This is a genomic window from Natronobacterium haloterrestre, assembly GCF_900112205.1.
GTDB lineage: Archaea > Halobacteriota > Halobacteria > Halobacteriales > Natrialbaceae > Natronobacterium > Natronobacterium haloterrestre.
Window position 1 is genome coordinate 396,998 of sequence record NZ_FOKW01000003.1, and the last position, 21,978, is coordinate 418,975.

26 protein-coding genes are annotated in these 21,978 nt (G+C 66.3%); 12 read left to right on the top strand and 14 right to left on the bottom strand.

The features are described from left to right. Window positions 1–81 precede the first annotated feature (81 nt). From BM113_RS08410 to BM113_RS08440, 7 genes are all read right to left on the bottom strand, one after another. Complete coding sequence (locus BM113_RS08410) at window positions 82–447, bottom strand: cupin domain-containing protein (RefSeq protein WP_089787014.1); 366 nt, start codon at window positions 445–447, stop codon at window positions 82–84. Between the two features lie 107 nt (window positions 448–554). Continuing rightward, window positions 555–1,646 (bottom strand): Mrp/NBP35 family ATP-binding protein, encoded by a 1,092-nt coding sequence (locus BM113_RS08415; RefSeq protein ID WP_089787015.1) that lies wholly within the window; start codon window positions 1,644–1,646, stop codon window positions 555–557. A gap of 133 nt (window positions 1,647–1,779) precedes the next feature. Then, complete coding sequence (locus tag BM113_RS08420; protein WP_089787017.1) at window positions 1,780–2,094, bottom strand: hypothetical protein; 315 nt, start codon at window positions 2,092–2,094, stop codon at window positions 1,780–1,782. A 180-nt stretch (window positions 2,095–2,274) separates the two neighbouring features. Next, window positions 2,275–2,604 carry a hypothetical protein gene (locus BM113_RS08425; protein ID WP_089787019.1) on the bottom strand — a complete coding sequence of 110 codons (330 nt, stop codon included), beginning with the start codon at window positions 2,602–2,604 and terminating at the stop codon, window positions 2,275–2,277. After that, window positions 2,601–3,968: an NrfD/PsrC family molybdoenzyme membrane anchor subunit gene (gene nrfD / locus BM113_RS08430; RefSeq protein ID WP_089787020.1), complete on the bottom strand. Its 1,368-nt coding sequence runs from the start codon at window positions 3,966–3,968 to the stop codon at window positions 2,601–2,603. Before nrfD ends, BM113_RS08425 begins: the two co-directional genes overlap by 4 nt. Beyond that, the gene (locus tag BM113_RS08435) at window positions 3,965–5,647 is read right to left on the bottom strand and encodes a 4Fe-4S ferredoxin N-terminal domain-containing protein (RefSeq protein WP_089787022.1); all 1,683 of its coding nucleotides are present in this window, start codon (window positions 5,645–5,647) and stop codon (window positions 3,965–3,967) included. Before BM113_RS08435 ends, nrfD begins: the two co-directional genes overlap by 4 nt. Before the next feature lie 360 nt (window positions 5,648–6,007). Then, a complete protein-coding gene (locus BM113_RS08440) occupies window positions 6,008–6,685 on the bottom strand; it encodes a helix-turn-helix domain-containing protein (RefSeq protein WP_089787023.1) in 678 nt (225 codons plus the stop codon). Window positions 6,686–6,820: 135 nt separating this feature from the next. On the opposite strand from BM113_RS08440, the gene BM113_RS08445 reads away from it, so the two are divergent. The 3 genes from BM113_RS08445 to BM113_RS08455 all read left to right on the top strand — a co-directional run bounded on the left by BM113_RS08445 (window position 6,821) and on the right by BM113_RS08455 (window position 7,720). Then, window positions 6,821–7,048 carry a DUF2249 domain-containing protein gene (locus BM113_RS08445; RefSeq protein WP_089787025.1) on the top strand — a complete coding sequence of 76 codons (228 nt, stop codon included), beginning with the start codon at window positions 6,821–6,823 and terminating at the stop codon, window positions 7,046–7,048. Between the two features lie 58 nt (window positions 7,049–7,106). Then, window positions 7,107–7,340, top strand: a complete 234-nt coding sequence (locus BM113_RS08450; protein ID WP_007142665.1) for a DUF2249 domain-containing protein — start codon at window positions 7,107–7,109, stop codon at window positions 7,338–7,340. A gap of 110 nt (window positions 7,341–7,450) precedes the next feature. Next, window positions 7,451–7,720, top strand: coding sequence for a DUF2249 domain-containing protein (locus BM113_RS08455; protein WP_089787027.1), 270 nt, complete (start codon window positions 7,451–7,453; stop codon window positions 7,718–7,720). Between the two features lies 1 nt (window position 7,721). Here the strand turns inward: BM113_RS08455 and BM113_RS08460 are convergent, their stop codons facing one another. Further along, complete coding sequence (locus tag BM113_RS08460) at window positions 7,722–8,624, bottom strand: alpha/beta fold hydrolase (RefSeq protein WP_089787029.1); 903 nt, start codon at window positions 8,622–8,624, stop codon at window positions 7,722–7,724. A gap of 150 nt (window positions 8,625–8,774) precedes the next feature. Between BM113_RS08460 and nirK (BM113_RS08465) the strand changes: the two genes are divergently transcribed. From nirK (BM113_RS08465) to BM113_RS08495, 7 genes are all read left to right on the top strand, one after another. Then, a complete protein-coding gene (gene nirK, locus BM113_RS08465) occupies window positions 8,775–9,866 on the top strand; it encodes a copper-containing nitrite reductase (protein WP_089787031.1) in 1,092 nt (363 codons plus the stop codon). Window positions 9,867–9,911: 45 nt separating this feature from the next. Further along, window positions 9,912–10,493 (top strand): cupredoxin domain-containing protein, encoded by a 582-nt coding sequence (locus BM113_RS08470; protein ID WP_089787033.1) that lies wholly within the window; start codon window positions 9,912–9,914, stop codon window positions 10,491–10,493. Between the two features lie 150 nt (window positions 10,494–10,643). Beyond that, window positions 10,644–11,408 carry an SCO family protein gene (locus BM113_RS08475; protein ID WP_177209131.1) on the top strand — a complete coding sequence of 255 codons (765 nt, stop codon included), beginning with the start codon at window positions 10,644–10,646 and terminating at the stop codon, window positions 11,406–11,408. Window positions 11,409–11,411: 3 nt separating this feature from the next. Continuing rightward, window positions 11,412–11,942, top strand: a complete 531-nt coding sequence (locus BM113_RS08480) for a TlpA family protein disulfide reductase (RefSeq protein ID WP_089787037.1) — start codon at window positions 11,412–11,414, stop codon at window positions 11,940–11,942. A 1-nt stretch (window position 11,943) separates the two neighbouring features. Next, entirely contained in the window at window positions 11,944–12,606 is a 663-nt protein-coding gene (locus BM113_RS08485; RefSeq protein ID WP_177209132.1) for a cytochrome c biogenesis CcdA family protein, read from the top strand. Window positions 12,607–12,878: 272 nt separating this feature from the next. Then, window positions 12,879–13,964 (top strand): copper-containing nitrite reductase, encoded by a 1,086-nt coding sequence (nirK, locus tag BM113_RS08490; protein ID WP_089787040.1) that lies wholly within the window; start codon window positions 12,879–12,881, stop codon window positions 13,962–13,964. Between the two features lie 60 nt (window positions 13,965–14,024). After that, the gene (locus BM113_RS08495; RefSeq protein WP_089787042.1) at window positions 14,025–14,603 is read left to right on the top strand and encodes a cupredoxin domain-containing protein; all 579 of its coding nucleotides are present in this window, start codon (window positions 14,025–14,027) and stop codon (window positions 14,601–14,603) included. 158 nt (window positions 14,604–14,761) lie between these two features. Here the strand turns inward: BM113_RS08495 and BM113_RS22850 are convergent, their stop codons facing one another. After that, window positions 14,762–14,887: a hypothetical protein gene (locus tag BM113_RS22850; RefSeq protein ID WP_007142655.1), complete on the bottom strand. Its 126-nt coding sequence runs from the start codon at window positions 14,885–14,887 to the stop codon at window positions 14,762–14,764. Between the two features lie 141 nt (window positions 14,888–15,028). Continuing rightward, window positions 15,029–16,018, bottom strand: coding sequence for a transcription initiation factor IIB (locus BM113_RS08500; RefSeq protein WP_089787044.1), 990 nt, complete (start codon window positions 16,016–16,018; stop codon window positions 15,029–15,031). Between the two features lie 196 nt (window positions 16,019–16,214). On the opposite strand from BM113_RS08500, the gene gatC reads away from it, so the two are divergent. Continuing rightward, window positions 16,215–16,493 carry an Asp-tRNA(Asn)/Glu-tRNA(Gln) amidotransferase subunit GatC gene (gene gatC, locus BM113_RS08505; RefSeq protein ID WP_089787046.1) on the top strand — a complete coding sequence of 93 codons (279 nt, stop codon included), beginning with the start codon at window positions 16,215–16,217 and terminating at the stop codon, window positions 16,491–16,493. A 3-nt stretch (window positions 16,494–16,496) separates the two neighbouring features. Further along, window positions 16,497–17,768 (top strand): Asp-tRNA(Asn)/Glu-tRNA(Gln) amidotransferase subunit GatA, encoded by a 1,272-nt coding sequence (gatA, locus tag BM113_RS08510; RefSeq protein WP_089787048.1) that lies wholly within the window; start codon window positions 16,497–16,499, stop codon window positions 17,766–17,768. Between the two features lie 165 nt (window positions 17,769–17,933). Here the strand turns inward: gatA and BM113_RS08515 are convergent, their stop codons facing one another. From BM113_RS08515 to BM113_RS08530, 4 genes are all read right to left on the bottom strand, one after another. Further along, window positions 17,934–18,284: a helix-turn-helix transcriptional regulator gene (locus BM113_RS08515; protein WP_007142649.1), complete on the bottom strand. Its 351-nt coding sequence runs from the start codon at window positions 18,282–18,284 to the stop codon at window positions 17,934–17,936. Window positions 18,285–18,356: 72 nt separating this feature from the next. Further along, window positions 18,357–19,175, bottom strand: a complete 819-nt coding sequence (locus BM113_RS08520) for an NRDE family protein (RefSeq protein ID WP_089787049.1) — start codon at window positions 19,173–19,175, stop codon at window positions 18,357–18,359. Window positions 19,176–19,227: 52 nt separating this feature from the next. Then, the gene (locus BM113_RS08525) at window positions 19,228–20,865 is read right to left on the bottom strand and encodes a class I adenylate-forming enzyme family protein (RefSeq protein ID WP_089787051.1); all 1,638 of its coding nucleotides are present in this window, start codon (window positions 20,863–20,865) and stop codon (window positions 19,228–19,230) included. Further along, a complete protein-coding gene (locus BM113_RS08530) occupies window positions 20,862–21,977 on the bottom strand; it encodes a mandelate racemase/muconate lactonizing enzyme family protein (protein ID WP_089787053.1) in 1,116 nt (371 codons plus the stop codon). Before BM113_RS08530 ends, BM113_RS08525 begins: the two co-directional genes overlap by 4 nt. Between the last annotated feature and the right edge of the window lies 1 nt (window position 21,978).

Here is a 21,978-nt window from a genome sequence, read left to right on the forward strand (position 1 = left end):
TCGAAAGTTACCGCTTTCGACGAGACTGTAGGCGGTCGCGAGCCGTGACCCGCGAAGCGAAAGGATAGCGCGAGCGAGCGATCAGGACGGCAACGGACACAGACTCGCCGTGAATATCACCGTCTCCTCGGTCTCGTTTCGCGCCCCGTGGGCGACGCCCCGATCGTGCCGGACCACGCCCGGTGCCTCGATCGCCTGCTCGTCTTCCCCGCGGACGACCGTCACCGTCCCCTCGAGTACGTGGAAAACGTTCGTGCTGTCGGGGTGATCGTGAGCCTCGAGTTCCGCGCCCGGACCGAGCGCGAACGCCTTGACGAGCACGTCGTCGGTGACGACCAGTTCCGCGGTTTCGACCTCGCCGTCGCCCGGCTCGAGTCCGGAGTCGGCGAGCGCGTCGGCGTATTCGTCGAGTCCGGATTCGCTATCGGAATCGCTATCGGATGACATGGCCGTGGCTACCTTCGACGACGAGTGGCAAAACGACTCCGTTCGCAGTCCTGGCGAGCCGAAGAGCGGATCGGCGATCGGAACGAAAGAGCGGAAAACCGGCGCGGTCAGTCTTCGGTCTCGGTCGGCAGAACGTCCGCCGGTTCGTCCGAGGTGTGCTCGGCGACCGTGCGACGGTTGGCCTCGCCGATCCGGTCGGCGATCTCGGCGACCACGTTCTCGACCGGCTCCTGGACCTCGCTGTCGTCGTCCTTGACGATCGGTCCCTGGCTCCCGTCCGCGCCGAAGTCCGGGTGGATCGGGATCTTGCCCAGCAGCGGCACGTCGTACCGGTCGACGATGTCGTCCGCGCCGTCGGTTCCGAACAGGCCGTGCTGGTCGCCACAGGACGGACAGACGAACGAACTCATGTTCTCGACGACGCCCAGGACGGGCGTGTCGTGCTTGTTGAACATCTGGACCCCCTTTCGGGTGTCCTCGAGCGCCATTTCCTGGGGCGTCGTGACGACGACCGATCCCGTGACGGGCATCGACTGCAGGAGGTTCAGCGTCGCGTCGCCGGTCCCCGGCGGCAGGTCGACGACGAGGTAGTCGAGGCGGCCCCACTCGACGCCCTCGAGGAACTTCATCATGAACTTGTTGACCATCGGCCCGCGGAGGATCGCGGGGTCGTCGTCCTCCTCGGTCATGAAGCCCATGCTGATGACGCGGACGCCGTCCGAGCGCGGCGGGACGATGTCCTCGTTGGGCATCACGCCCGGTTCGCCCTCGACCGGCAGGATCTTCGGGATGTTCGGCCCGTGGATGTCGGCGTCGAGCAGACCGACCATCGCGCCGCGTTTCTCGAGGCCGGCCGCGAGGTTCGCGGCGACCGTGGTCTTGCCGACGCCACCCTTCCCGGAGGAGACGGCGATCACGTTGCGGACGCGGGGCAGCACTTCGTCGTCGAAGCCGTGTTCCTGGCCGACGTGGGCCCGGAGGTCGGCCTCGAGGCCGACCTCGTCACAGACCTCACGTACCCGGTTGCCGAGTTCCATCTCGGAGGGCGCGTAGGGGGCGTTGAGCGCGAGCGAGATGCGGGCGGTCTCGTCGTCGATCACGACGTCGTTGACTAGCCCGAGGGTGACGATGTCCTCGCCGATGTCGGGATCCTCGATCTCCTCGAGTTTGATCTTGAGTTCGTGTTCTGTGATACTCATGCTGCGTCGTTACCTAGAGCGAAAGGGGTCGACGGGGATACGTGTGATGGTTCCGCCCCGTAGCGGGACGAAGACGGTTTCGAGACGGGATAGCGGACGGTCAACGCGATTCGTAACGAGCGGCTTTCGGAGACTACGGACCGGTCGCCCCGATCGGCTCCGGCGCGCCGCCGTAGAAGACGATACCGATGATGACGGTCAGGAAGAACATACTGATCCACATCCCCGAGGTCAGGCCAACGAGGTAGGTGACGCCGAGCAGTCCCGTCTTCGTGTTCCGCGGCGTACCGACGAACCACGCGATCACCATGACGTAGATCGGTACGAGGATCACTGCGAAAATCAGCCAGGTCCCCGTGTTCGGGAACCCGGTCAACCCCTGGGTCCCCTCGTAGCCGTGGTACAGCACCGTCGCGGTCACGGCTCTCGCGGCAGCGAGGGAAAGCATAGCCCGAGTACCACGTCTTCCGTGGTTTCGCTACCGCCTGCACGTGCAAGGGGTTGGGATCGGGAGCAGAAAAGACGGGCAGGTGGCCGTCCCGAAGCGTTCGATACTCGAGTCCGGTAGCTACGGGAAGACGAAAATCGAAAGAGAAAACGAAAGCGACCGCGACAGCGACGCCGCCCGTTACGGGCCGGTCGCGCCGATCGGTTCGGGCATTCCGCCGTAGAAGACGATGCCGATGATCATGGTCAGGAAGAACATCCCGACCCACATCGACGTCGTCAGGCCGACGAGATACGAGACGCCGAGCAGTCCCGACTTGGTGTCCCGCGGTTCACCGACGAACCACGCGATCACCATGATGTAGACCGGCACCAGGATCACCGCGAAGATCAGCCAGGTACCGATGTTCGGGAAGCCGGTCAGGCCCTCGGTCCCGTCGTACCCGTGATACAGCAGTTCCGGGGACAGGAACGCAAGCGTTGCGGCGATGGACGTGAGGGTTGGACTCATGCTTTCACCTCCTTCTCTGCGGCGGTTTCACCGTGTTCCTCGTGTTCGTGGCCGTGGTCGCCACGAAGGTGTTCGATCGCGTGAAGTTCGACGACCGGAACGACCTTCGAGACCGACAGGAAGATCAGCACTACCATGCCGATCGTGCCGGCAAGCGAGAGCCACTCGATGGCACTCGGGAAGTACTCCCCGGGCGTCGCGGCGTAGATCTCGAATTCCGGGTGCATGAACCCTTCGACGACGAACAGCAGCTTCTCGAGGAAGGTCGCGGTCAGCACGACGATCCCCGAGAGGATCGCTCGAGCCTTCGTGAACAGCGACGGGCGGATCGTCTGTGCGAAGATGTACGCGAGGGTCGCGAACACGAGGCCCATCGAGAGCAGGTAGATCGGGTGGTCGAGAGTGGCACCCTGTGCGGTGCTCGTCGAGAGCGGCGCCTTGAACAGCCCGGTGACGTTCTGCTGGAGCTGGAGCCAGAGGAACAGCAGGCAGAAGAACCCGAGCCACAGCAGCAGGCCGCGGAAGACGTCGTCGGTCATGATGTGTTCCCAGTCGTACGCACGACGGAAGGCGTAGGCGACGAGGATCACGCCGCTGATCGCCGAGGTCAGTGCGATGGTGAGGAACTGCGGCCCCTGGACGGCGCCGAACCAGGCGGGCATGCCCGGTAGCACGGCGAACAGCCACGGAATGACGCCACCGTGGAGCAGGAGCGGGGCCATGATGATGATCGCCAGGGCGAGCCACCAGACCATCCGTTCGATGACCCGATCCTCCTCTTTGGTGTAGCCGATCGTCATGATCTTGTAGACCGGCTCGAAGAGGTCCGGCAGCTGGTCACGCAGTCGCGTGATGTCGTACCGGAGCGTCAGGGCGAGATAGGTGGCGGTCAGGACGAAGTAGGCGGTAATGACCGTCACGTCCCACACCAGCGGCGAGTTGTTGACCGTGATGTGGTAGTGGCCAAGGACGCTGGTGACCATCCGGTCGGGGCGACCCATGTGGACCAGGATGTAGAACCCAGCGGCGGAGAGGCCGGCGATCGTCAGCAGTTCGGCGAGGCGGGCGACCGGCATGTAGCGGTCCATGCCGAGCAGACGCACAGCGGCCGAGAGGATGATCCCGCCGTGTGCGATACCGACCCACCAGATGAACGCGCCGATGTACAGGCCCCAGGTGACGCCGCCACCGGAGCCCCAGTCGCCGAGGCCCGTGACGACCAGGCCCTTCTGGAGCTGGTAGGCCCAGGCGACGAGGAACGCGCCGAAGGCCAGTGCACACACGCCGAACAGCGCGATATACTTCTTCGTGAACGTGTTGATCGGTCGAAGGATGTCGGCCTCGGAGGGAGTCTTCGTGCTCACAGCGACCACCCCGTGTCACCGACGGTTTCCTCGTCGAGCACTTCCTTGCGGTTGTCGACGAGGTCGATCGTTTCGCCGTTGACCGCTTCGTAGCTGAGCTGCTCGTACTCGAGGCTCGTCGCTCCGGTCGGTTCGGTCTGCTCGGCATGCGGGCCGGGCTCCTGACCGAGGTAGACGATGTTCGGGTTGGTGCCCATGTCCTCGAGCAGTCGGAAGTTCGACTCGGGCGAGCCGGTGAACGCTTCCAGACGCTGCTGGGCGTCCTCGACGCTCGGTCCGTCGAACTCCTCGTCCTCGTCGGTCTCGTCGGCGAGGTCGAGTTCGACGAGCACGTCTTCGCTGTCGAGGTCGAGTCCGTGGTCGGCGAGCGCGTCGAGCGCTTCCTGGAACTCGCGTTCGTATCCGGCGAGTTTGCCGTCGCCGGTGCCGAGTTCGCCGGTGATCTCGACGGCCTTCATTAGTGCGAGCGTGTCCTCGTCGAGGTCGGTCGCCTCGAGAACCGACTCGAGGTCGTCGTCGGCACCGTCGAGCGACTCCTCGAGCGCGTCGGCCGACGGCGGCGAGATACGCTCGAGCGTCCGACCCCGGCTCGGGTTCGCGGCGTACTTCTTGGGGTCGCTTTCCTCGTCGCTCATGTTACCGAACTGGATCGCACCGGGCGGGCAGGCCTGCTGGCAGGCCGTAGTGCCGACGTATTCCTCGCCCATGTGACCGTCCTGTCGGCTGGGACACATCGTACACTTGCTCATGACGCCACGCGGGGCGCGGCTGTCGACCCAGCGACCGCGGTCGTCGGTCATGTGATCGCCCTGACCGAGTTCCTCGTGGTGCTCCGCGATGTCCTCGGTCGAGACGTCGGGTTCGTCCCACTGGAAGTAGTTGACGCCGTACGGACAGGCAACCTGACAGTATCGGCAGCCGATACAGACGTCGTAGTCGGTCAGGACGAGGCCGTCCTTGTCGCGGGTGTGGCGGGCAGTCGTCGGACAGACCTTCTCACACGGCGCGTCAGTACAGTGCTGACACGGCCGGATGAGGCGGTTCGGGCTCGGTCCGCTCGTGCGGGCGAGCGAGGAATTCGTGTTCGCAGACTCACCCGGGTCCTCGAACTCGAGGACGTACATCCAGTTGACCCCGCTGTCGAGCTGGTTCTCCGTCGCACAGGCAGTAACACAGGAGAGGCAACCGTCACAGCGCTCGAGGTCGAGGGCCATCCCCCACTGGGTGCGGTCGTGCTCGTAGGGGTCTTCTTCCTCTTCAGCGGCGGCGGCGACGTCGGGTTCCGGGTCGGGCTCGTTCCCGTTCTCGACCGTGCCCCACGCGCCGAGGCCGACGGCGGCCGCGCCAGCGCCCATCTTCTTCATGGCTTCGCGGCGGCCCTCCTCCCCGTCGCCCTCGAACTTCGAGAGCATGCGGGAGGCGGCCCCTTTCGCTTCTTCCTGGGCCGCTTCGAACGCCTCCGCAGTCGGGCGGTTGTCCTCGCCGAACTCCTCCATCACGTCTTCGTGATACTTCTCGTGGAATTCGGCTTCCGACAACTCGCCTTTCGTGACGCGGAACGCGTCCTGGGCCATCTCCATACCGAGTTCCGTATCGTACTCGGTATCGTCGAGCATCGTCTCGAGTTCGTTTTCCCACTCGTTTCCGAGCGGGTGGAATGATTCGTCGTCCGTACTCATCAGATCAGAACACCTCTGTACACGGCGTTTTCGTAGCGCAGTAACTCGCCGGTACCCACTTTAATATGTTCATCTGTGTCCCCTAGCCCGGATTCACAACCATATGCGGATGAAGTATAGAGCCGATTTCCAGCCGGTGAGAATCGGCACGAACATATTCGCATGTATATCAACTGGAGGAGCCAAAACCAGTTTCGTTTCGTGTTGGATGACACCACATCTCGTTACGAAGCTACGTCGCAAATTCCTCGCAAACACGAAGAAACGTCGTCTTACGACGGGTGGGGGCTGCCCGAGCAGTCGGGTCTACATCGACGGTGCAAACTGGAACGGCCCCTCGACTCCGACGACCTGCGAGTATCAGCTCACTGCCAGTTGCTCCTCGAGGGACTCTTCGCCGTCGTCGAGGGCGGGCAGGTCCTCGACGAACCGTTTGATAATCGCCTCCTCGGCGCGGTGGAGGGTCTCGCTACAGGTCGACTTCGCGATGTCGAGGTGTTCGGCCAGTTCGGTCAGGGAACACTCGCGGGGCGTGTCGTAGTACCCCCGTTTCACGGCAGCGGCGACGACTTCGAGTTGGCGTTCCGAGAGTAGCTGACTCTCGTGGAGGCGCTCGCGAACGTTCTCGATGCGGTACTGGAGACCGAAGTGCTCGAGTTGCTCGGCCAGTTCCGCCAACCGGTCACGAGAGCCGGTGACCTCGATCGTCGCCTCGCCGTCCTGGATCTCGACGGGGAGTTCGATCGGCATCCCCGACTCCTGGGACGAGAACATCAACAGCGGAGCCGTCGTCTCGAAGTGGATCGTCGCCTCGTTCTCGCTCCACTGGGCGAGGGTTAGCTCCGTGATCTGGGAGTGGTCGTTCATGGCGTCGACCACGTCGGGGACCTCCGGTCCCGTTACCCGAACGAGTGCGAACCCGCTGTCGGTGCCGGGGACCGCTGCGAGGACGCGGAACGTCGCCGCCGGAAACTCGGTCGAAATCTGTTCGATCCAGACCTGCTCGGGCAGCGTGATAGTGAGCGTCGCTTGGGCCATACGGATACCTTCTAAACGTGGCCATATACCCGTGGCGACGAATATGTTCGGCGTAATTCCTACAGCGTGGGAACTCCGATGGCGCGAACACGTTCGAGTAAATATCCAATCCCGAGCAGACCGAAGTCCGGGGCGATGCCCACGAAATCAGTCGACCGGACGATCGACGTGCGCGAGATCGACGGCCCGCCGTTCGACGACATCATGTCTGCTGTTGGCTCCCTCGAGGACGGTGAACGCCTGGAGTTGCTCGCTCCGTTCGAGCCGGAACCCCTCTACGAAGTACTCGATTCGCGCGGCTACACGCACGAGAGCGACCGGCGAGATGAGGACCTCTGGCGAGTCCTCATCGAGCCCGCGTGAATATCCCGAACGGGTTCGGCCAAAGGCAAAGGACGCTTCGAGACCCACCAGCATTCGCATGACGCGACTCGACGTCAGGGACATCCCGCCGGTGAACCGCCACCCCACAATCCACGAGGAATTCCAGGACCTTGAGCCGGGTGAGACGCTGACGATCGTCAACGATCACGAACCAAAACCGCTGTTCTACGAGTTCCAGGCGGAAGTCGAGAGCTTCGACGCCGACGGCTACGAGGTCGAACGCGTCGACACAGACGAGTTCGTCGCCAAGTTCCCCAAGCAAGAGGCCTAACGACCGCTTCGTCCGCCCTTTCCATCGCTTCTCTTTCCGCACGGACCGCGAATTCGGACCCTAACATGTACGGCACGGGAGCTACGCCCGTCGGACGCGTCAGTACGCGTATGCAGTCGTACGCTTCCGTCGTCGACCGTACCGACGCGCCCGGCGACAGCCCGCGCGAGGTCATCGACGTCCGATCGCTGGGTCCGCCGGAGCCGCTCAAGAACACCCTCGAGACACTCGTGGACCTCGACGACGGGACCGTGCTGGTCCAGCGAAACGACCGCGTCCCGCAGTTCCTCTTCCCGAAACTCGAGGATCGAGGCTACGCTCACGAGACCGTCGAACTCGAGGACGAGGTGGTGACCGTCATCTGGGATCCAGACGCCTAGCTCAGCCGGACAGGTGGTCGACCAGCAGGTCGGTGAACCGCCCGGCCGCCTCGTGTTGGATCCAGTGGCTCGTTTCGGGGAACAACTCGAGGCGGCCGTCCCGACAGAACTCGTAGCTGTCGACCGCGAGCGACGGGACGAGCGCCCGGTCGGCTTCTCCCCAGGCAACGAGTGTCGGGACGTCGACGTGTCCGCGCGACATCGCCGCCGGATACCGGCCGCTGGCACGGTACCAGTTCAGCATTCCGGTGAGCGCGCCGTCGTGACGCCACGCCCGGCGATAGCGCTCGAGGTCGACGTCCGAGAACGTTCCCGGCGCGGCGCTCTCCCGCAGGCCCCGCTCGAGGACCCGGAACTCGTCGTATCGACAGAGCCGTTCGGGTAGCCACGGCAGTTGGAAGACGTAAGCGTACCCGCTCCGCCACATCTGTTCCGGGTTCGACAGCCACTGTCGCAGGTACGCAGTCGGATGGGGCGCGTTGGCGACGACGAGTCGGTCGACGACGTCGGGACGGCGGAGGCCGAGCTCCCAGGCGACCATCCCTCCCCAGTCGTGTCCGACGACGTGGGCGACGTCTTCCCCCTCGCTTTCGATCAGTTCGACGATGTCCTGCGAGAGTGTCGACCGGCGATACGCGCGTACGTGTAATGGTTTATCGCTGCGGTTGTAACCCCGCTGGTCCGGCACCAGAACGCGGTAGCCGGCCCGGACGAGCGGTTCGATCTGATCCCGCCACCCGTACCAGAACTCCGGGAACCCGTGTAACAGCACCACCAGTGGGTCGTCCGGGTCGCCGGCGACCACCGCGTGCAGCCGAACGCCGTTGACCGTTCGAACGACTGATTCGGCCTCGCTCGAGGGTAGCGGTGCCGATATCGACGGTTCTGGAGGCCGCGTTACCATGGAATTACTACGACGGATCGGCATTTCAATCCCAGTTTCTGGGAATACCGTGCGATTTCGTCGAACGGGTTCGGTTGCGTTCCATGGTCCGTAGAATCGTCGAGACCGATGTATGTACCTCCCCCCAATCGGCAAATGAGGAGAAGACCAATGACCCAATTCGACGCTAACCGACGACGGTTTCTTCAGGGGATCGGGGCAGCGGGTGCACTTGCGGTCGCCGGCTGTCTCGAGAACGATGGATCGGCTACGACCGAAACGACGTCCGAAGACAGCGGAAACCAGGCGGGACTGTCGGCCGCGGAGAGCGTCGACGTCGATCGGATCGCCCGTGACCCGACGGACATCCCGGATCCGGTCGACTGGGACGAGCCCCGCGAACACGACATCACGATCGAGACCGAGCGGCTGACCGCCGAGATCGAGCCCGGCGTCACGTTCGACTACATGACCTTCGAGGGGCAGGTGCCGGGACCGATGGTTCGGGTCCGACGGGGCGATCGGGTCAACCTCACGTTCGACGTCCCGGACGACATGAACATCGAGATGCACAACATGGACTTCCACGCGGTCTACGGCCCCGGCGGCGGCGCCGATGCGACGACGATCGCGCCGGGAGACGACCCCGCAGAGATCAGCTTCACGGCTGACTACGCGGGCGTGTTCATCTACCACTGTGCGGTCCCGAACATGGACCAGCACATCAGCTCCGGCATGTTCGGTTCGATCCTCGTCGAACCCGAAGACGGGCTGCCCGAGGTCGACCACGAGTTCTACCTCGGTCAGCACGAGATCTACACCGAAGGCGAGGCCGGCGAGGAAGGCCACCACGGGTTCGACTTCGACGCGATGAAGAGGGAAGATCCCACCTACGTGGTGTTCAACGGCCAGGCCTACGCCTTCACGGAGAACGGCGTCGGACCGATGGAAGCCGAAGTCGGCGACACCGCACGGGTGTATCTCGCCAACGGCGGTCCGAACCTCCTGAGCTCCTGGCACCCGATCGGGAACGTCTGGAGTAACTTCTACCGCGACGGCGACCTGCTCTCCGAACCCGACAACAACATCGAGACGGCGCCGGTCGCACCCGGTACGACCGCGGCCGGCGAGATGGAGTTCCCCGTCCCTGGCCCGGTCAAGATCGTCGACCACGCGCTCAGCCGCGTCGTCCACAAGGGCGCACTCGGCGTCATCGACGTCCAGGGCGAGGAGAACCCCGAGATCTACGACGAAGATCCGTAAGCCCCAGTCCCATTCGGGACGGGCGAATTACGACTTTCCACACCCATGACGCTCACGTCCCGCCGCCACGTGCTTCGATCGTCTGCGCTCGCAATAGCCGCCTTCGGGGGGTGTCTCGATACTGCAGCGGATCGCTTCGACGACGACGAGCAGGCCCCGGAAGACGCCGGGGAGTTGGGAGCGCCAGCCGAACGGGTCACGGTTACGATCAACTCCCAACCGTACCCCGAGTTCGAGCCCCAGGTCGTCCACGTCGTTCCCGGCGGGACCGTCGAGTGGCTCGTCGAAACTGGCCGTCACGACGTCACCGCCTACCACGAGGACGAGCACGGCCCCCATCGGACGTCCGACGGCGTCGGGAGCTGGGGGAGCGACCGGCTGACCGGCGTGGGGTCGTCCTACGAACGGACGTTCGACCAGGCGGGCGTCTACGACTACGTCGATACCCAGCAGGTCTGTACCTCCCACGAGATCGCGGGTAACATCGGCCGCGTCGTGGTCGGCTGGCCCGACACCGACGACGAACCCGCGATGGCCGAACCCCAGCCCGAACTCCCCTCCCAGGCCGCCCGGGCGATCGAGCAGTTCAACGAGGAGACCCGCCCCGTCCTCGAGGCCGGACCGTAGAGGAGGTTCGACGACGGTGACGTCGCCGCGGTCCGGATCGGATGCTTCGTCACGGGGCCGGAACGGGACCGAACATATTCGATGGTTTCTAAGCGGGTGGGAATCCGAGCGGTGCTTTAGCCCGTCGAAGACCGACTTTCACTCGAGAACATGACCCCTACATCCACATCTACATCCGTCGACAGGCGAACGATCTTGCGCGCGACGGGAGCAGCGGCACTCGGTACGTCCCTCGCGGGCTGTTCACAGCTAACCAGTTCCGACAACGGGGCGGACGGCGTCGTCCTGGATCCGCCGGAGAACCACGAGCGAATCAAAGAATCGGATATTCCGCATCCGATCTATGGGGAGGAGATTCCCGAAGCCACCGTCCCGGCTCCGCTGCACGACCGGTCGGTCACGACCACGGAGTTCGAGGGCGATCGACACGTCATGCTGACGTTCATCTACACCAGCTGTACGACCGTCTGTCCCGGTTTGACCGCAGCCCTGCGGCGCGTTCAGGCCGATGCCCACGAAGAGGGATACGAGGGCGAGATCGCGTTCCTCCCGATTACCTTCGACCCCGAGTACGATACGCCCGAAGTGCTCGAGGCGTACGGCGAGGACTACGGCGTCGACTTCGATGCAGGTAACTGGTACTTCCTGCGGCCGGAGACACACGAAGACGCCAAAGGGGTCGTGGAGGACACGTTCGGCGTGGCGTTCGAGCACGGGGAAGAGTCCGGTGACATGGACCACGACGAATCGGACGAGATGGACGACGAGGAAATGAACCACGAGCGACACATCACTCACACGTCGCTAATCTTGCTCGTGAACAAGGACGGCCTCGTCGAACGGGCCTGGACGGGCGGCTCACCCGGCGGCAACGAAATCGTCGACGCCGCCCGCGCCGTCGTCGAGGGGTGGTAATCGATGCGCCGTCGTGAGGTCCTCGCGGGAGCCGCCGGACTCGCCGCCCTCGGCGGCGGCGCGATCGCAGTTAGCGAACGGAACCCGCTCGAGAGCGACGCGGCCGTCGATCCGATCGAACTGGAGACGATCGACGCGCCGGGGAGCGATGCCGGAACGGTGGCGGTGCCGGAACGCGGCCGGGTGACGTTCGTCGAACTGTTCGCTACCTGGTGTGGCGTCTGTCAGGACATGATGGAACCCCTCGGTCGAGTTCACGAGGACCTCGACGGGGACGTCCAGTTCGTCTCGGTGACCGGCGAACCGATCGGGAACACCATCACTCGCGAGGACGTCGCGGACTGGTGGCGCGAACACGACGGTAACTGGCCGGTCGCGCTCGACTCCGACCTCGAACTGACGGAAGCGCTCGACGGCTCCGGGGTGCCGTACGCGTACGTCCTGAACGAGGACAACGTCGTGACCTGGTCCGGACGGGGGCGAAAGTCCGCCGAAGAGATCCGATCGGCCATCGACACAGCAGGGGGTGAGTGACGTGGCGACCGGCGAACTCCTCGGAACGATGCTGTTCGCCCTCGGGATCGGCGTAGCGACGTTCTTCTCGCCGTGTGCGTACGCGCTGTTGCCCGGCTACGTCGGCTACTACGTCGCCGCGACTGGCGAGGAGACGACCCCGCCGCTGTCCGGCACGCTGGCCCGCGGGATCGCGGCGGCCGTCGGCGCGATGAGCGTCCTCGGCGTCCTGTCGGTCGCCGCGATCCTCGCCGGCGAGACGGTCGAGCGGGCGTTGCCCCTCCTCGAGTACGGCGTCGGCGTCGCCCTGATCGTGCTCGGCCTGTGGGTGCTGTACGGCGGGAGCGGTGCCGTCCACGTCCTCCTGCCCGAGCGCCGATCGACCGTCCTCGGGTTCGGACTCTTCGGCGCGATGTACGCCCTCGCCGCGACGGCCTGTGTCCTCCCCGTGTTCCTGGGACTGGCGTTTCGCTCGCTGACCATGCCGCCACTCGAGACGGCGCTCGTCCTCGGGACCTACGCTGCCGGGTTCGGGACGCTCATGATCGCGGTCACGGTCGCGACGGCCTTCGGATACACGCTCGGAGCGGGGCGTATCGCGAACTACGTCGACCGTGTGATCCGTATTGCAGGCGTCGTACTGGTGATCGCCGGCGTCGGCCAACTGTACGTGGCTGCGGTCTGAGGTCGCCTCGATCGCGTCCGTTTGCCTTCGCATCGATCTACGAAAGGGGCTGCGTTCCGACGACCTCCACGCCGAACCGTCCAGGACCCTAGTAATACGCAGTCGCCGTCGACCGTCGTCGATCGACCGTGCGAGGCGATCGACGACCGACCGCTGGGCCCGCCGGAAGAGCCCTCCACTGGCCGAACATGTTCACCAGTATTCCCTCTCGTGTAGAATTAGCGAGATCGTTCTACATATGGGGGGTGTTTATCCGAATGAGGAGAAGGACAATGACCACGATCCAGGCCAACCGACGGCAGTTCATGCAGGCGATCGGGGCAACCGGCGCTGTAGCGGTAGCCGGCTGTCTCGGCAACGACGACGTGTCGGGGAGCAGCACGACAACCGAAAGCGAGGAGGGACTGCCGGCAGCGGAGGCTGTCGACGTCGATCGGGTCGCTCGAGATCCGACCGACATTCCGGCTCCCGTCGACTGGGACGAGCCCCGGGAACACGACATCACACTCGAGACGGAACAGATGACGGCCGAGATCGAGCCGGGAGTCACCTTCGACTTCATGACCTTCGGGGGGCAGATCCCGGGACCGATGGTCCGGGTCCGTCGTGGCGATCGGGTCAACCTCCGCTTCGAGGTCCCGGAGGACATCAACATGGACCTCCACAACGTGGACTTCCACGCGGTCTACGGGCCCGGCGGTGGTGCAGATGCCACGACCATCGCGCCGGGTGACGACGCGGCCGAAATCAGCTTCACGGCCGAGTACGCCGGCGCGTTCATCTACCACTGTGCGGTCCCGAACATGGACCACCACATCAGCGCCGGCATGTTCGGCACGATCCTCGTCGAACCCGAAGAGGGACTGCCCGAGGTCGACCACGAGTTCTACCTCGGCCAACACGAGATCTACACCGAAGGCGAGGCCGGCGAGGAGGGCCACCACGGCTTCGACTTCGACGCGATGCAGTCGGAGGACCCCACCTACGTGACTTTCAACGGCCAGGCCTATGCCTTCACCCCGGACGGCCTCGGCCCGATGAAGGCCAATACGGGTGAAACCGCCCGGGTGTACTTCGCCAACGGTGGTCCCAACCTGACCAGTGCGCTCCACCCGATCGGCAACGTCTGGAGCCGCTACTACCGCGACGGCGACCTCATCTCGGAACCCGACCGCAACATCGAGACGGCGCCGGTCGCACCCGGTACGACCACGGTCGGCGAGATGGAGTTCCCCGTCCCTGGCCCGGTCAAGATCGTCGACCACGCGCTCAGCCGCGTCGTCCACAAGGGCGCCCTGGCCGTCATCGACGTCGAGGGCGAAGAGAACCCAGAGGTCTACGAGGAGGATCCCCAATAGAGCGGAACCTCCCGCTCGCCACGCACAGAACCGCATACGACCGATACCCACCCCAGGACCATGACACCAGTTACCCGCCGTACCGTCCTACAGGCGTCCGCATCCGCGGTCGGAATCGCCCTCGCCGGCTGTCTCGAGAGCACAGCGGATCGCTTCGGCGCTGGGGAGGGCGACGGTACCGGCGAACTGGGATCGCCGACCGATCGGATCACGGTCACGGCGAACTCTCAGCCCTACCCCGAGTTCGAGCCCCAGATCGTCCACGTCGTTCCCGGCGGGACCGTCGAGTGGCTCGTCGAAACGGGCCGGCACGACGTCACCGCCTACCACGAGGACGGGCACGGCCCGCACCGAACGCCCGACGGCATCGAGGCCTGGGGAAGCCGCCGACTGACCGGCGTGGGATCGTCATACGAACGGACGTTCGATCGGGCGGGCGTCTACGACTACGTCGATACCCAGCAGGTCTGTACCTCCCACGAGATCGCGGGTAACATCGGCCGCGTCGTGGTCGGCTGGCCCGACCCCGACGACGAACCCGCGATGGCCGAGCCCCAGCCGGAGCTTCCATCGCAGGCCGCCCGGGCGGTCGAGCTGTTCAACGAGGAGACCCGCCCCGTCCTCGAGGCCGGACCGTAGGAGGGAGTCTCGAGTTCACTCCGGGTCCGAACGCGAGCGACCGGAGGTCGATTCCCGTGTCGTTGCGTCCCGTCACCCCGAATCGAAGCCCCGCTTCGTGTCGGCAGCCGGTATCCCGCGGCCGAAGACGCCGGCCGACGCGTCGCGCGTTCGGGCGCTCACGCCCAGACGTTGAGACAGTCCGCGGAGCAGAAGTGCAGATCGACGTGCTCCATGCCGTCGTCCTCGGGGTAGGTCGTGAGGGTGTACGCTACCTCTTCCGAACGACAGTTAGCGCATTCCATACCGTTCCCGACGTGATCCCTACTGTTCAGTATAGACCGACTAACTGCGTGGCTGACCGGTTACGATCGAAATAACTCGAGTCAACAGGAGGTTGCCGCCGTTCCGGCGGGCGGTCCGATCCCAGCGGCGCGGGGAACGGGTCAGGCCGGCGCGCCGTCCTCGGCCTCGAGGAGTTCGTGGTACCGGTTGCGGATCGTGACCTCGGAGATGCTGGCGACCTCGCTGACGTCGTTCTGGGTGACCTTCTCGTTGGTCAGCAGGGCGGCGGCGTAGACCGCGGCGGCGGCGAGGCCGACGGGCGACTTGCCGCTGTGGATCCCCTCGTCCTTGGCGGTCTTGAGCAGTCGCCGGGCGCGGCGTTCCGTCTCGTCGGGCAGTTCGAGGTCGCTCGCGAAGCGGGGGACGTAGCTCTCGGGATCGGCCGGCTGAACCTCGAGGCCGAGTTCGCGGACGACGTAGCGGTACGTGCGGGCGATCTCGTCCTTTTCGACGCGGGAGACGGCGCTGATCTCGTCGAGCGAACGGGGGGTGCCGGCCTGGCGGGCGGCGGCGTACAGCGACGCGGTCGCGACGCCTTCGATCGAACGGCCCGGGAGGAGGTCCTCCTCGAGGGCGCGGCGGTAGATCACCGATGCGGTCTCGCGGACGTTCTCCGGGAGGCCGAGCGCCGAGGCCATGCGGTCGATCTCGCCGAGTGCCTGCTTGAGGTTGCGCTCCTTCGAGTCACGGGTTCGGAACCGCTCGTTCCAGGTGCGCAGGCGCTGCATCTTCTGGCGCTGGCGACTGGACAGCGAGCGGCCGTAGGCGTCTTTGTCCTGCCAGCCGATGTTCGTCGACAGGCCCTGGTCGTGCATCATGTTCGTCGTCGGGGCACCGACGCGGCTCTTCTCGTCTTTCTCGGCGGCGTCGAACGCCCGCCACTCGGGGCCGCGGTCGATTTCGCCTTCGTCGACGACGAGCCCGCAGTCCGCACAGACCGTTTCGGCGTGCTCGGCGTCCGAGACGAGGCGACCGCCACATTCGGGACACTGTTCTCGCTCACGCTCGTCTTCCTCGGACGTCTCCTGCGACTCGGCGCGGTCCGCCTGGCGTCGCTGGTCGCTGCGGGTTCGGATGGTGGAGTCGGTCATTGTTTTCGAAACGGCGCTGAAAACGCTCCGTAGTGCTGACTAGTAACGCAACTCAGTTACTTAAAAGCTCCGGTGACGGGAGCCGTAACTGAGAGCGGTTACACCCTGTCCGTGACGACCCGGGTCGACACCGGTCGACTCCGCGGCGTTCCGTCGTATCGAAACCCTTACTCCCCGGAGGCCGGTTTCAACAGGTATGAGCGACGACGCCGTCAGCCCCGAGGAGGTCCGCCACGTCGCGGAACTCGCTCGCGTCGGCCTCGAGGACGACGAGGTCGACCAGTTCACCCGGCAGTTCGCGGACATCCTCGAGTACTTCGAGACGTTGGACGAGGTTCCGGAGGTCGATCGGGAGGCCGACCTCGTCAACGTGATGCGACCGGACGAAGAGCGCGACTCCCTGGACAGCGAGGAAGCGCTCCGGAACGCCCCGGAAACCGAGGACGGCTACTTCAAGGGCCCGAACGTCTCCTGATCTATGTCGGACGCAAACATCTTCATCACCGAGAAATCGATCGAAGGCGACGGGGACGGCCCCCTCGCCGGCACGACCGTCGCCGTCAAGGACAACATCTCCACCGAGGGCGTCCGGACGACCTGCGGCTCCGAGATGCTCGAGGACTACGTCCCGCCGTACGACGCGACCGTCGTCTCCAGCCTGAAGGAGGCTGGCGCGACGGTCGTCGGCAAGACGAACATGGACGAGTTCGGTATGGGAACGACGACCGAGACCTCCGCGTTCGGAGCGACCGACAACCCCGCCGCGCCGGGGCACGTTCCGGGTGGCTCCTCCGGCGGGTCTGCGGCGGCCGTCGCGGCGGGCGAGGCGGACGTCGCGCTCGGGTCCGACACCGGCGGCTCGATCCGCTGTCCCGCGGCCTTCTGCGGCGTCGTCGGCATCAAACCCACCTACGGCCTGGTCTCGCGGTACGGCCTCGTCGCCTACGGCAACAGCTTAGAGCAGATCGGTCCCTTCGCCAACACCGTCGAAGACGCGGCCGAACTGCTCGACGTGATTGCCGGCAGCGACGAGCGCGACGCGACCACCCGCGATGCGGGCGACGAAACCGATTACGCCGACGCCGCCACCGGTGACGTCGACGGGCTGTCGATCGGCGTCCCCACCGAACTGCTCGAGGGGGCCGACGAGGGCGTCGTCGAGACCTTCTGGGACGCCATCGCGGATCTCGAGGACCGGGGCGCGGAGTATCACGAGGTTTCCCTCCCGTCGGTCGAGCACGCCGTCGAGGCCTACTACGTGATCGCGATGTCGGAGGCTTCGTCGAACCTCGCGCGGTTCGACGGCGTCCGGTACGGGAACTCCGGCGGCTACGAGGGCAACTGGAACGAGGCGTTCTCGAGGGCCCGCGAGGAAGGGTTCGGCGACGAGGTCAAGCGCCGCATCCTCCTCGGAACCTACGCCCTCTCGGCGGGCTACCACGACAAGTACTACAAGAAGGCCCAGGACGCCCGCGCCTGGGTCAAGCAGGACTTCGACGAGGCCCTCTCCGAGGCCGACGTCCTGGCGTCGCCGACGATGCCCGTTCCCCCGTTCGAACTCGGGGAGAGCCTCGAGGACCCCCTGCAGATGTACCTCGCGGACGCGAACACCGTCCCGGTGAACCTCGCGGACCTGCCCGCGATCTCGGTGCCGGCGGGCGAAACAGACGGGCTGCCGGTCGGCCTGCAGTTGATCGGCCCGGCGTTCGGCGAACGGCGGCTGATCCGGGCCGCGAGCGCGCTGGCGTAGCGACTCGAGGCGACGATCAGGGGCAGTGTTTCTTTCAGCTCTCGGGTCCCGAACTGAACCCCGAGCCAGCGGCTCGAGATCCGATCCAGGCGAAAAAACGATCGATCGTGGCCTCCCGACGGTTCCAGTTGCGCGACCGTCTTCGTCTTCGTCTTCCTCTTACTCCTACTCCTCGTACGCCAGGTTCATGATCCACTGCGAGAAGGCGTCGCTCTGTGGATCGATCTCCTCCTCGCCGATAAACGGCGAGAGCATGTCGCCGGCCATCAGCAGCCGGAAGTCCAGATCGCGAGCCGTCGGGCTGATGTAGTACGTGTTGTGTCCGTCGTAAACCGTCTCCTCGCGGTCGACCAGGTCCTTCTCGACGAGCGACTCGACGATGCGGCTCCCCTTGCGCGAGGAGACGTCCAGTTCCTTCCAGAAGTCGCTCTGGTGGATCCCGCCGGTCTCGCGAACGAGCTCGAGCCCGGCGCGCTCGTCCTCGGTCAGCTCCTCTTCGGCCGCTGAGACGCTCACGGTGACCACCCCTCCGTGTTCGACGCGACAGGCAGGAGTTCGTCCATGTCCATATGAGATGCGGGGAGCCGCTTAAATGTGCCCTTCGCCGTCGACTTCGCGGGAAACTTCGGCCTCGAGCGAACGCGCCGCGGGTTCGTACTCGGTCCGACAGGGCGGCCCGTCCGCGAACGAGTAGCGGGCCGGCGGAGCGTCGCCGTCGCCGCCCGAGCCGAGCGCGATCAGCGACGACGACCGCGTGCCGAACCCGTCCTCGTGGATACAGACGCCGTACTCGTGATCTCCGAGGACCTCACTCGCGCGCTCGAGCCAGTCGTCGACCGTCTCGATCGGCTCGCCCGCGGCGTCGGTCTCGACGGCGAGTTCGCGACGCACCGTTCGGGCGTTTTCCGCCTGTGCCCGCGCGGCCTCGGTCCTGACCGGTGGGATCTCCGCATCGTCGTCGATCGCGACGTTGACCACGACGTGGACCCCGGGCTCGAAGGTCGTCCGGGTTAGCTCGCCGTCCCAGGCGTAACAGTAGGCGTCGTCGGCGTCCGCCACGACCAGGTTGAACCCGTCGTACTCGGCTTCGCTGGTCGCCGACTCGACGACCTCGGCGGCCTCCCGCGCGGACGTCGCGGCGAGGACGTCGGCGACGAGCAGTCCGCGCGAGCGCTCCCCCGCGAGATCGGCCTCGAGCCATCGGTTCGTGATCCCGGCGAAGACGCCGTGTTCGTTGTAGCCGATCCAGGTGCCGCCGGCCTCGGCGTCCCGCGGTGCGATGACGAGCGGCTCCTCCCGATAGACGTCGGGCGGCAGCGAGTCGCGCTCGAGGGCCTCGTCGCGGTTCGCCGCGACGGCGACCGGTGCGTCCTTGAACACCTGCCACGCGAGCGTAAGCGTACACACGGCCTCGCGTAGGACGGCCAGCGTCTTTACACCGGCGACGACGCGGATCCGCTCACCGTCCGGAACCGGACCGATCCTCGAGGTCGGCCGCGTCGACCCCGCTCCGGAGCAGGCGCTCGCGGACCGCGTCGCGGTCGACCGTCCCCGAGGCCGTCCGCGGCAACTCGTCGGCGACGGCGAGGGTCTTCGGTCGCTTGAACCCCGCGAGGCGGTCGTCGCAGTGTGCGAGCACCGACGCGTACTCGAGGCCGTCGCCGGTCGAAACGAGCAGCGCGCTCACCCGTTCGCCCCACTCCTCGTCCGGGAGGCCGACGACGGCCGCCTCGTCGACGGCCGGGTGCTCGCGAAGCGCCGCGACGACCTCGCCCGGGTCGACGTTCTCGCCGCCCGTGACGATGCGATCGCTGCGCCGGTTGAGGATCCGGAGGCGTCCGCCTTCGTCGCGGTACCCCACGTCGCCAGTGTGCAGTCCGCGGTCGTCGAACGCCGCTTCCGTTATTGCGGGCTCGAGATAGCCCGGCGTCACCGTCGGGCCGGCGACGACGAGTTCCCCCGGCTCGCCCGGTTCCACGGGGTCCCCGTCGTCGTCGACGACCGTCACCTCGGTGCCGACCAGCGGCCGGCCGACGGTGCCCTCGTACCGGCGGACCTCGTCGGGGGTCGCCGTCGCGATCTGGGAGGCCGTCTCGGTCATCCCGTAGGTCGGGTGGACGGGCACCCCGCGATCGAGACAGCGCTCGAGCAACTCGTCGGTGGCGGGCGCACCGCCGAGGAGGACGAACCGCAGCGTGTCGGGTGGCTGCCACCCGTCCTCGTCGTCACCGCCCCCGTCGCCGTCCCTGTCGCACTCGAGCAGGCGTTTACACATCGTCGGGACGAGCGAAACGCCGGTCACGTCGTACTCCTCGAGCACGCGGGCGACCTCGCCGGCGTCGAACTCGCGCTGGATCACGACGGTCGTCCCGTACAGCGTCGAGCGAATCACGGGCGCGAGCCCGCCCATGTGGTACATCGGGAGACAGCAGAGCCAGCGGTCCGCGGGGTCGACGCCCAGTCGGAAGGCCGAGGCCGTCGCGCTGGCGACGAGGTTCGCGAGGGTCAGTTCGACGCCCTTCGGGTCGCCGGAGGTCCCCGACGTGAACATGATCAACTGGGTGGTTTCGGGGTCGATCCCGCCGCGCGTGTCGGGTGCGGAAGCGTCGTCGCTCGCGTCTCCGCCCTCGAGTCCGGTCAGCAGTCGAACGCCGACGTTCGCCCGCTCGGGGTCGTCGACCGATGCGACCGAACACCCCCCGGCGCGGTCGGCGAGTTCGACCGCCGTCGACTCGGTCCCGCGCTCGCAGACGATCGCCTCGAGGACGGTGCGCTCGACCTTGTCGGCGAGTTCCGGCACCGTCTCGCGGACGTTCAGCGGGACGACGGTCGTCCCCGTCCGCACCGCGGCGAAGAAGACGACGGCGAAGGCGGGCCGGGTGTCCATGAGGACGCCGAGTCGATCGGGCGGGGTTTCGCCGTCTCCCAACTCGCCGAGGGCTCGAGCGACCCGGTCGACCCGTCGATCGAACGCCATGTAGGTCCACTCTCGGTCGGTCTCGACGTCGATCACTGCTGTGGCGTCCGGCGTCGCCGCCGCGCGCGCCGAGAGCGGATCCCGTTCGGGGACCTCACCCGGATTCGAGAGGGGGATCATTCCGGCCACACCCCGTCGACGCCGATCCCCTTCGCCTGCGGAACGAGCGCGGCGCCGTTCTCGAAGACGACCGGATCCCGCCCGAGATCTTCGGCCAGCAGGTCCGCAGTTGCGAGCCCGCAAGCCGGGACGTCCGGGATCGCCGCCGCGAGGTGGACGGCCGCGGTCCGAGCGACCACCCCGTCGATCGTCGTCGTCACGAGCGGCGTCAGCCCGAACTCGCTCACCCAGGCCGCGACCTCGCGGGCGACGTCGACCCCGCCCAGGGCCATCGGTTTCAACACCACGACGTCGGCCGCACCGGCCTCACAGATGCGATCGACGCCGTGCTCGAGCAGCCCCTCGTCGAGCGCGATCCCGACCTCGCCCGCCTCCTCGCGGAGCGCGGCGTGGCCCCCTAACGCGCCCGCCGGGAGCGGCTGTTCGAGGACGGAAACGCCGAGGTCGTCGAGCGTCTCCAGGGCGCGTTCGGCCTCTTCGTAGGTCCAGGCCTCGTTGGCGTCGACGCGGAGTTCGACATCGGACCCGACGGCGTCCCGGACGCGGCGGACGCGCTCGAGGTCGTCCTCGAGCGAGCGCATGCCGACTTTCAGTTTACAGCAGTCGAAGCCACCGTCGACCGCTTCGTGGGCCGCCGCGGCGGTTTCCGGCGCGGCGGCGTCTCCGACGGTCGCGTTGGCCCGGACCCGACCGACCATCGACTCCTGGCCGAGGTGGCGGTACAGCGGCGTCGCCGTACGGGACGCCTCGAAGTCCGCGAGGGCGAGCGAGACGGCGTGGCGCGCCGCGACCTGCTCTTCGACCGCGGCCAGCGCCGCGCCCGGACCGTCGTTGCGGATCGCCGTCCGGGCACGCTCGAGGGCGGCTTCGCAGTCGTCGTCGGACTCTGTCCAGCCGGTGAGGGGGGTCGCTTCGCCGTAGCCGACGGTCGACGTCGGGTGGTCCTCGCTCCCATCCGATCGCTCCGCGATACGGACCAGGAACCCGTCGCGGGACTCGATCGCGCCGCCCGCGGTCTCGAGCGGCTCCGCGAGCGGCAGGGAGAACGACCGGACCTCGAGTTGGAGGTCGAGATCGTCCAGTCCCGTGTCGCCGTTCGTCTCAGTAGTCATC

Coding starts and splice junctions, on each gene's coding strand:
- BM113_RS08495 (WP_089787042.1), top strand. CDS start 14,025: ATGACACCAGTTACCCGCCGTACCGTCCTACAGGCGTCCGCATCCGCG.
- BM113_RS08440 (WP_089787023.1), bottom strand. CDS start 6,685: ATGGCCCAAGCGACGCTCACTATCACGCTGCCCGAGCAGGTCTGGATC.
- BM113_RS08445 (WP_089787025.1), top strand. CDS start 6,821: ATGCCCACGAAATCAGTCGACCGGACGATCGACGTGCGCGAGATCGAC.
- BM113_RS08410 (WP_089787014.1), bottom strand. CDS start 447: ATGTCATCCGATAGCGATTCCGATAGCGAATCCGGACTCGACGAATAC.
- BM113_RS08530 (WP_089787053.1), bottom strand. CDS start 21,977: ATGACTACTGAGACGAACGGCGACACGGGACTGGACGATCTCGACCTC.
- BM113_RS08455 (WP_089787027.1), top strand. CDS start 7,451: ATGCAGTCGTACGCTTCCGTCGTCGACCGTACCGACGCGCCCGGCGAC.
- BM113_RS08470 (WP_089787033.1), top strand. CDS start 9,912: ATGACGCTCACGTCCCGCCGCCACGTGCTTCGATCGTCTGCGCTCGCA.
- BM113_RS08415 (WP_089787015.1), bottom strand. CDS start 1,646: ATGAGTATCACAGAACACGAACTCAAGATCAAACTCGAGGAGATCGAG.
- BM113_RS08475 (WP_177209131.1), top strand. CDS start 10,644: ATGACCCCTACATCCACATCTACATCCGTCGACAGGCGAACGATCTTG.
- BM113_RS08500 (WP_089787044.1), bottom strand. CDS start 16,018: ATGACCGACTCCACCATCCGAACCCGCAGCGACCAGCGACGCCAGGCG.
- BM113_RS08435 (WP_089787022.1), bottom strand. CDS start 5,647: ATGAGTACGGACGACGAATCATTCCACCCGCTCGGAAACGAGTGGGAA.
- gatC (WP_089787046.1), top strand. CDS start 16,215: ATGAGCGACGACGCCGTCAGCCCCGAGGAGGTCCGCCACGTCGCGGAA.
- BM113_RS08450 (WP_007142665.1), top strand. CDS start 7,107: ATGACGCGACTCGACGTCAGGGACATCCCGCCGGTGAACCGCCACCCC.
- BM113_RS22850 (WP_007142655.1), bottom strand. CDS start 14,887: ATGGAATGCGCTAACTGTCGTTCGGAAGAGGTAGCGTACACCCTCACG.
- nirK (WP_089787040.1), top strand. CDS start 12,879: ATGACCACGATCCAGGCCAACCGACGGCAGTTCATGCAGGCGATCGGG.
- gatA (WP_089787048.1), top strand. CDS start 16,497: ATGTCGGACGCAAACATCTTCATCACCGAGAAATCGATCGAAGGCGAC.
- BM113_RS08480 (WP_089787037.1), top strand. CDS start 11,412: ATGCGCCGTCGTGAGGTCCTCGCGGGAGCCGCCGGACTCGCCGCCCTC.
- BM113_RS08460 (WP_089787029.1), bottom strand. CDS start 8,624: ATGGTAACGCGGCCTCCAGAACCGTCGATATCGGCACCGCTACCCTCG.
- nirK (WP_089787031.1), top strand. CDS start 8,775: ATGACCCAATTCGACGCTAACCGACGACGGTTTCTTCAGGGGATCGGG.
- BM113_RS08525 (WP_089787051.1), bottom strand. CDS start 20,865: ATGATCCCCCTCTCGAATCCGGGTGAGGTCCCCGAACGGGATCCGCTC.
- BM113_RS08425 (WP_089787019.1), bottom strand. CDS start 2,604: ATGAGTCCAACCCTCACGTCCATCGCCGCAACGCTTGCGTTCCTGTCC.
- BM113_RS08420 (WP_089787017.1), bottom strand. CDS start 2,094: ATGCTTTCCCTCGCTGCCGCGAGAGCCGTGACCGCGACGGTGCTGTAC.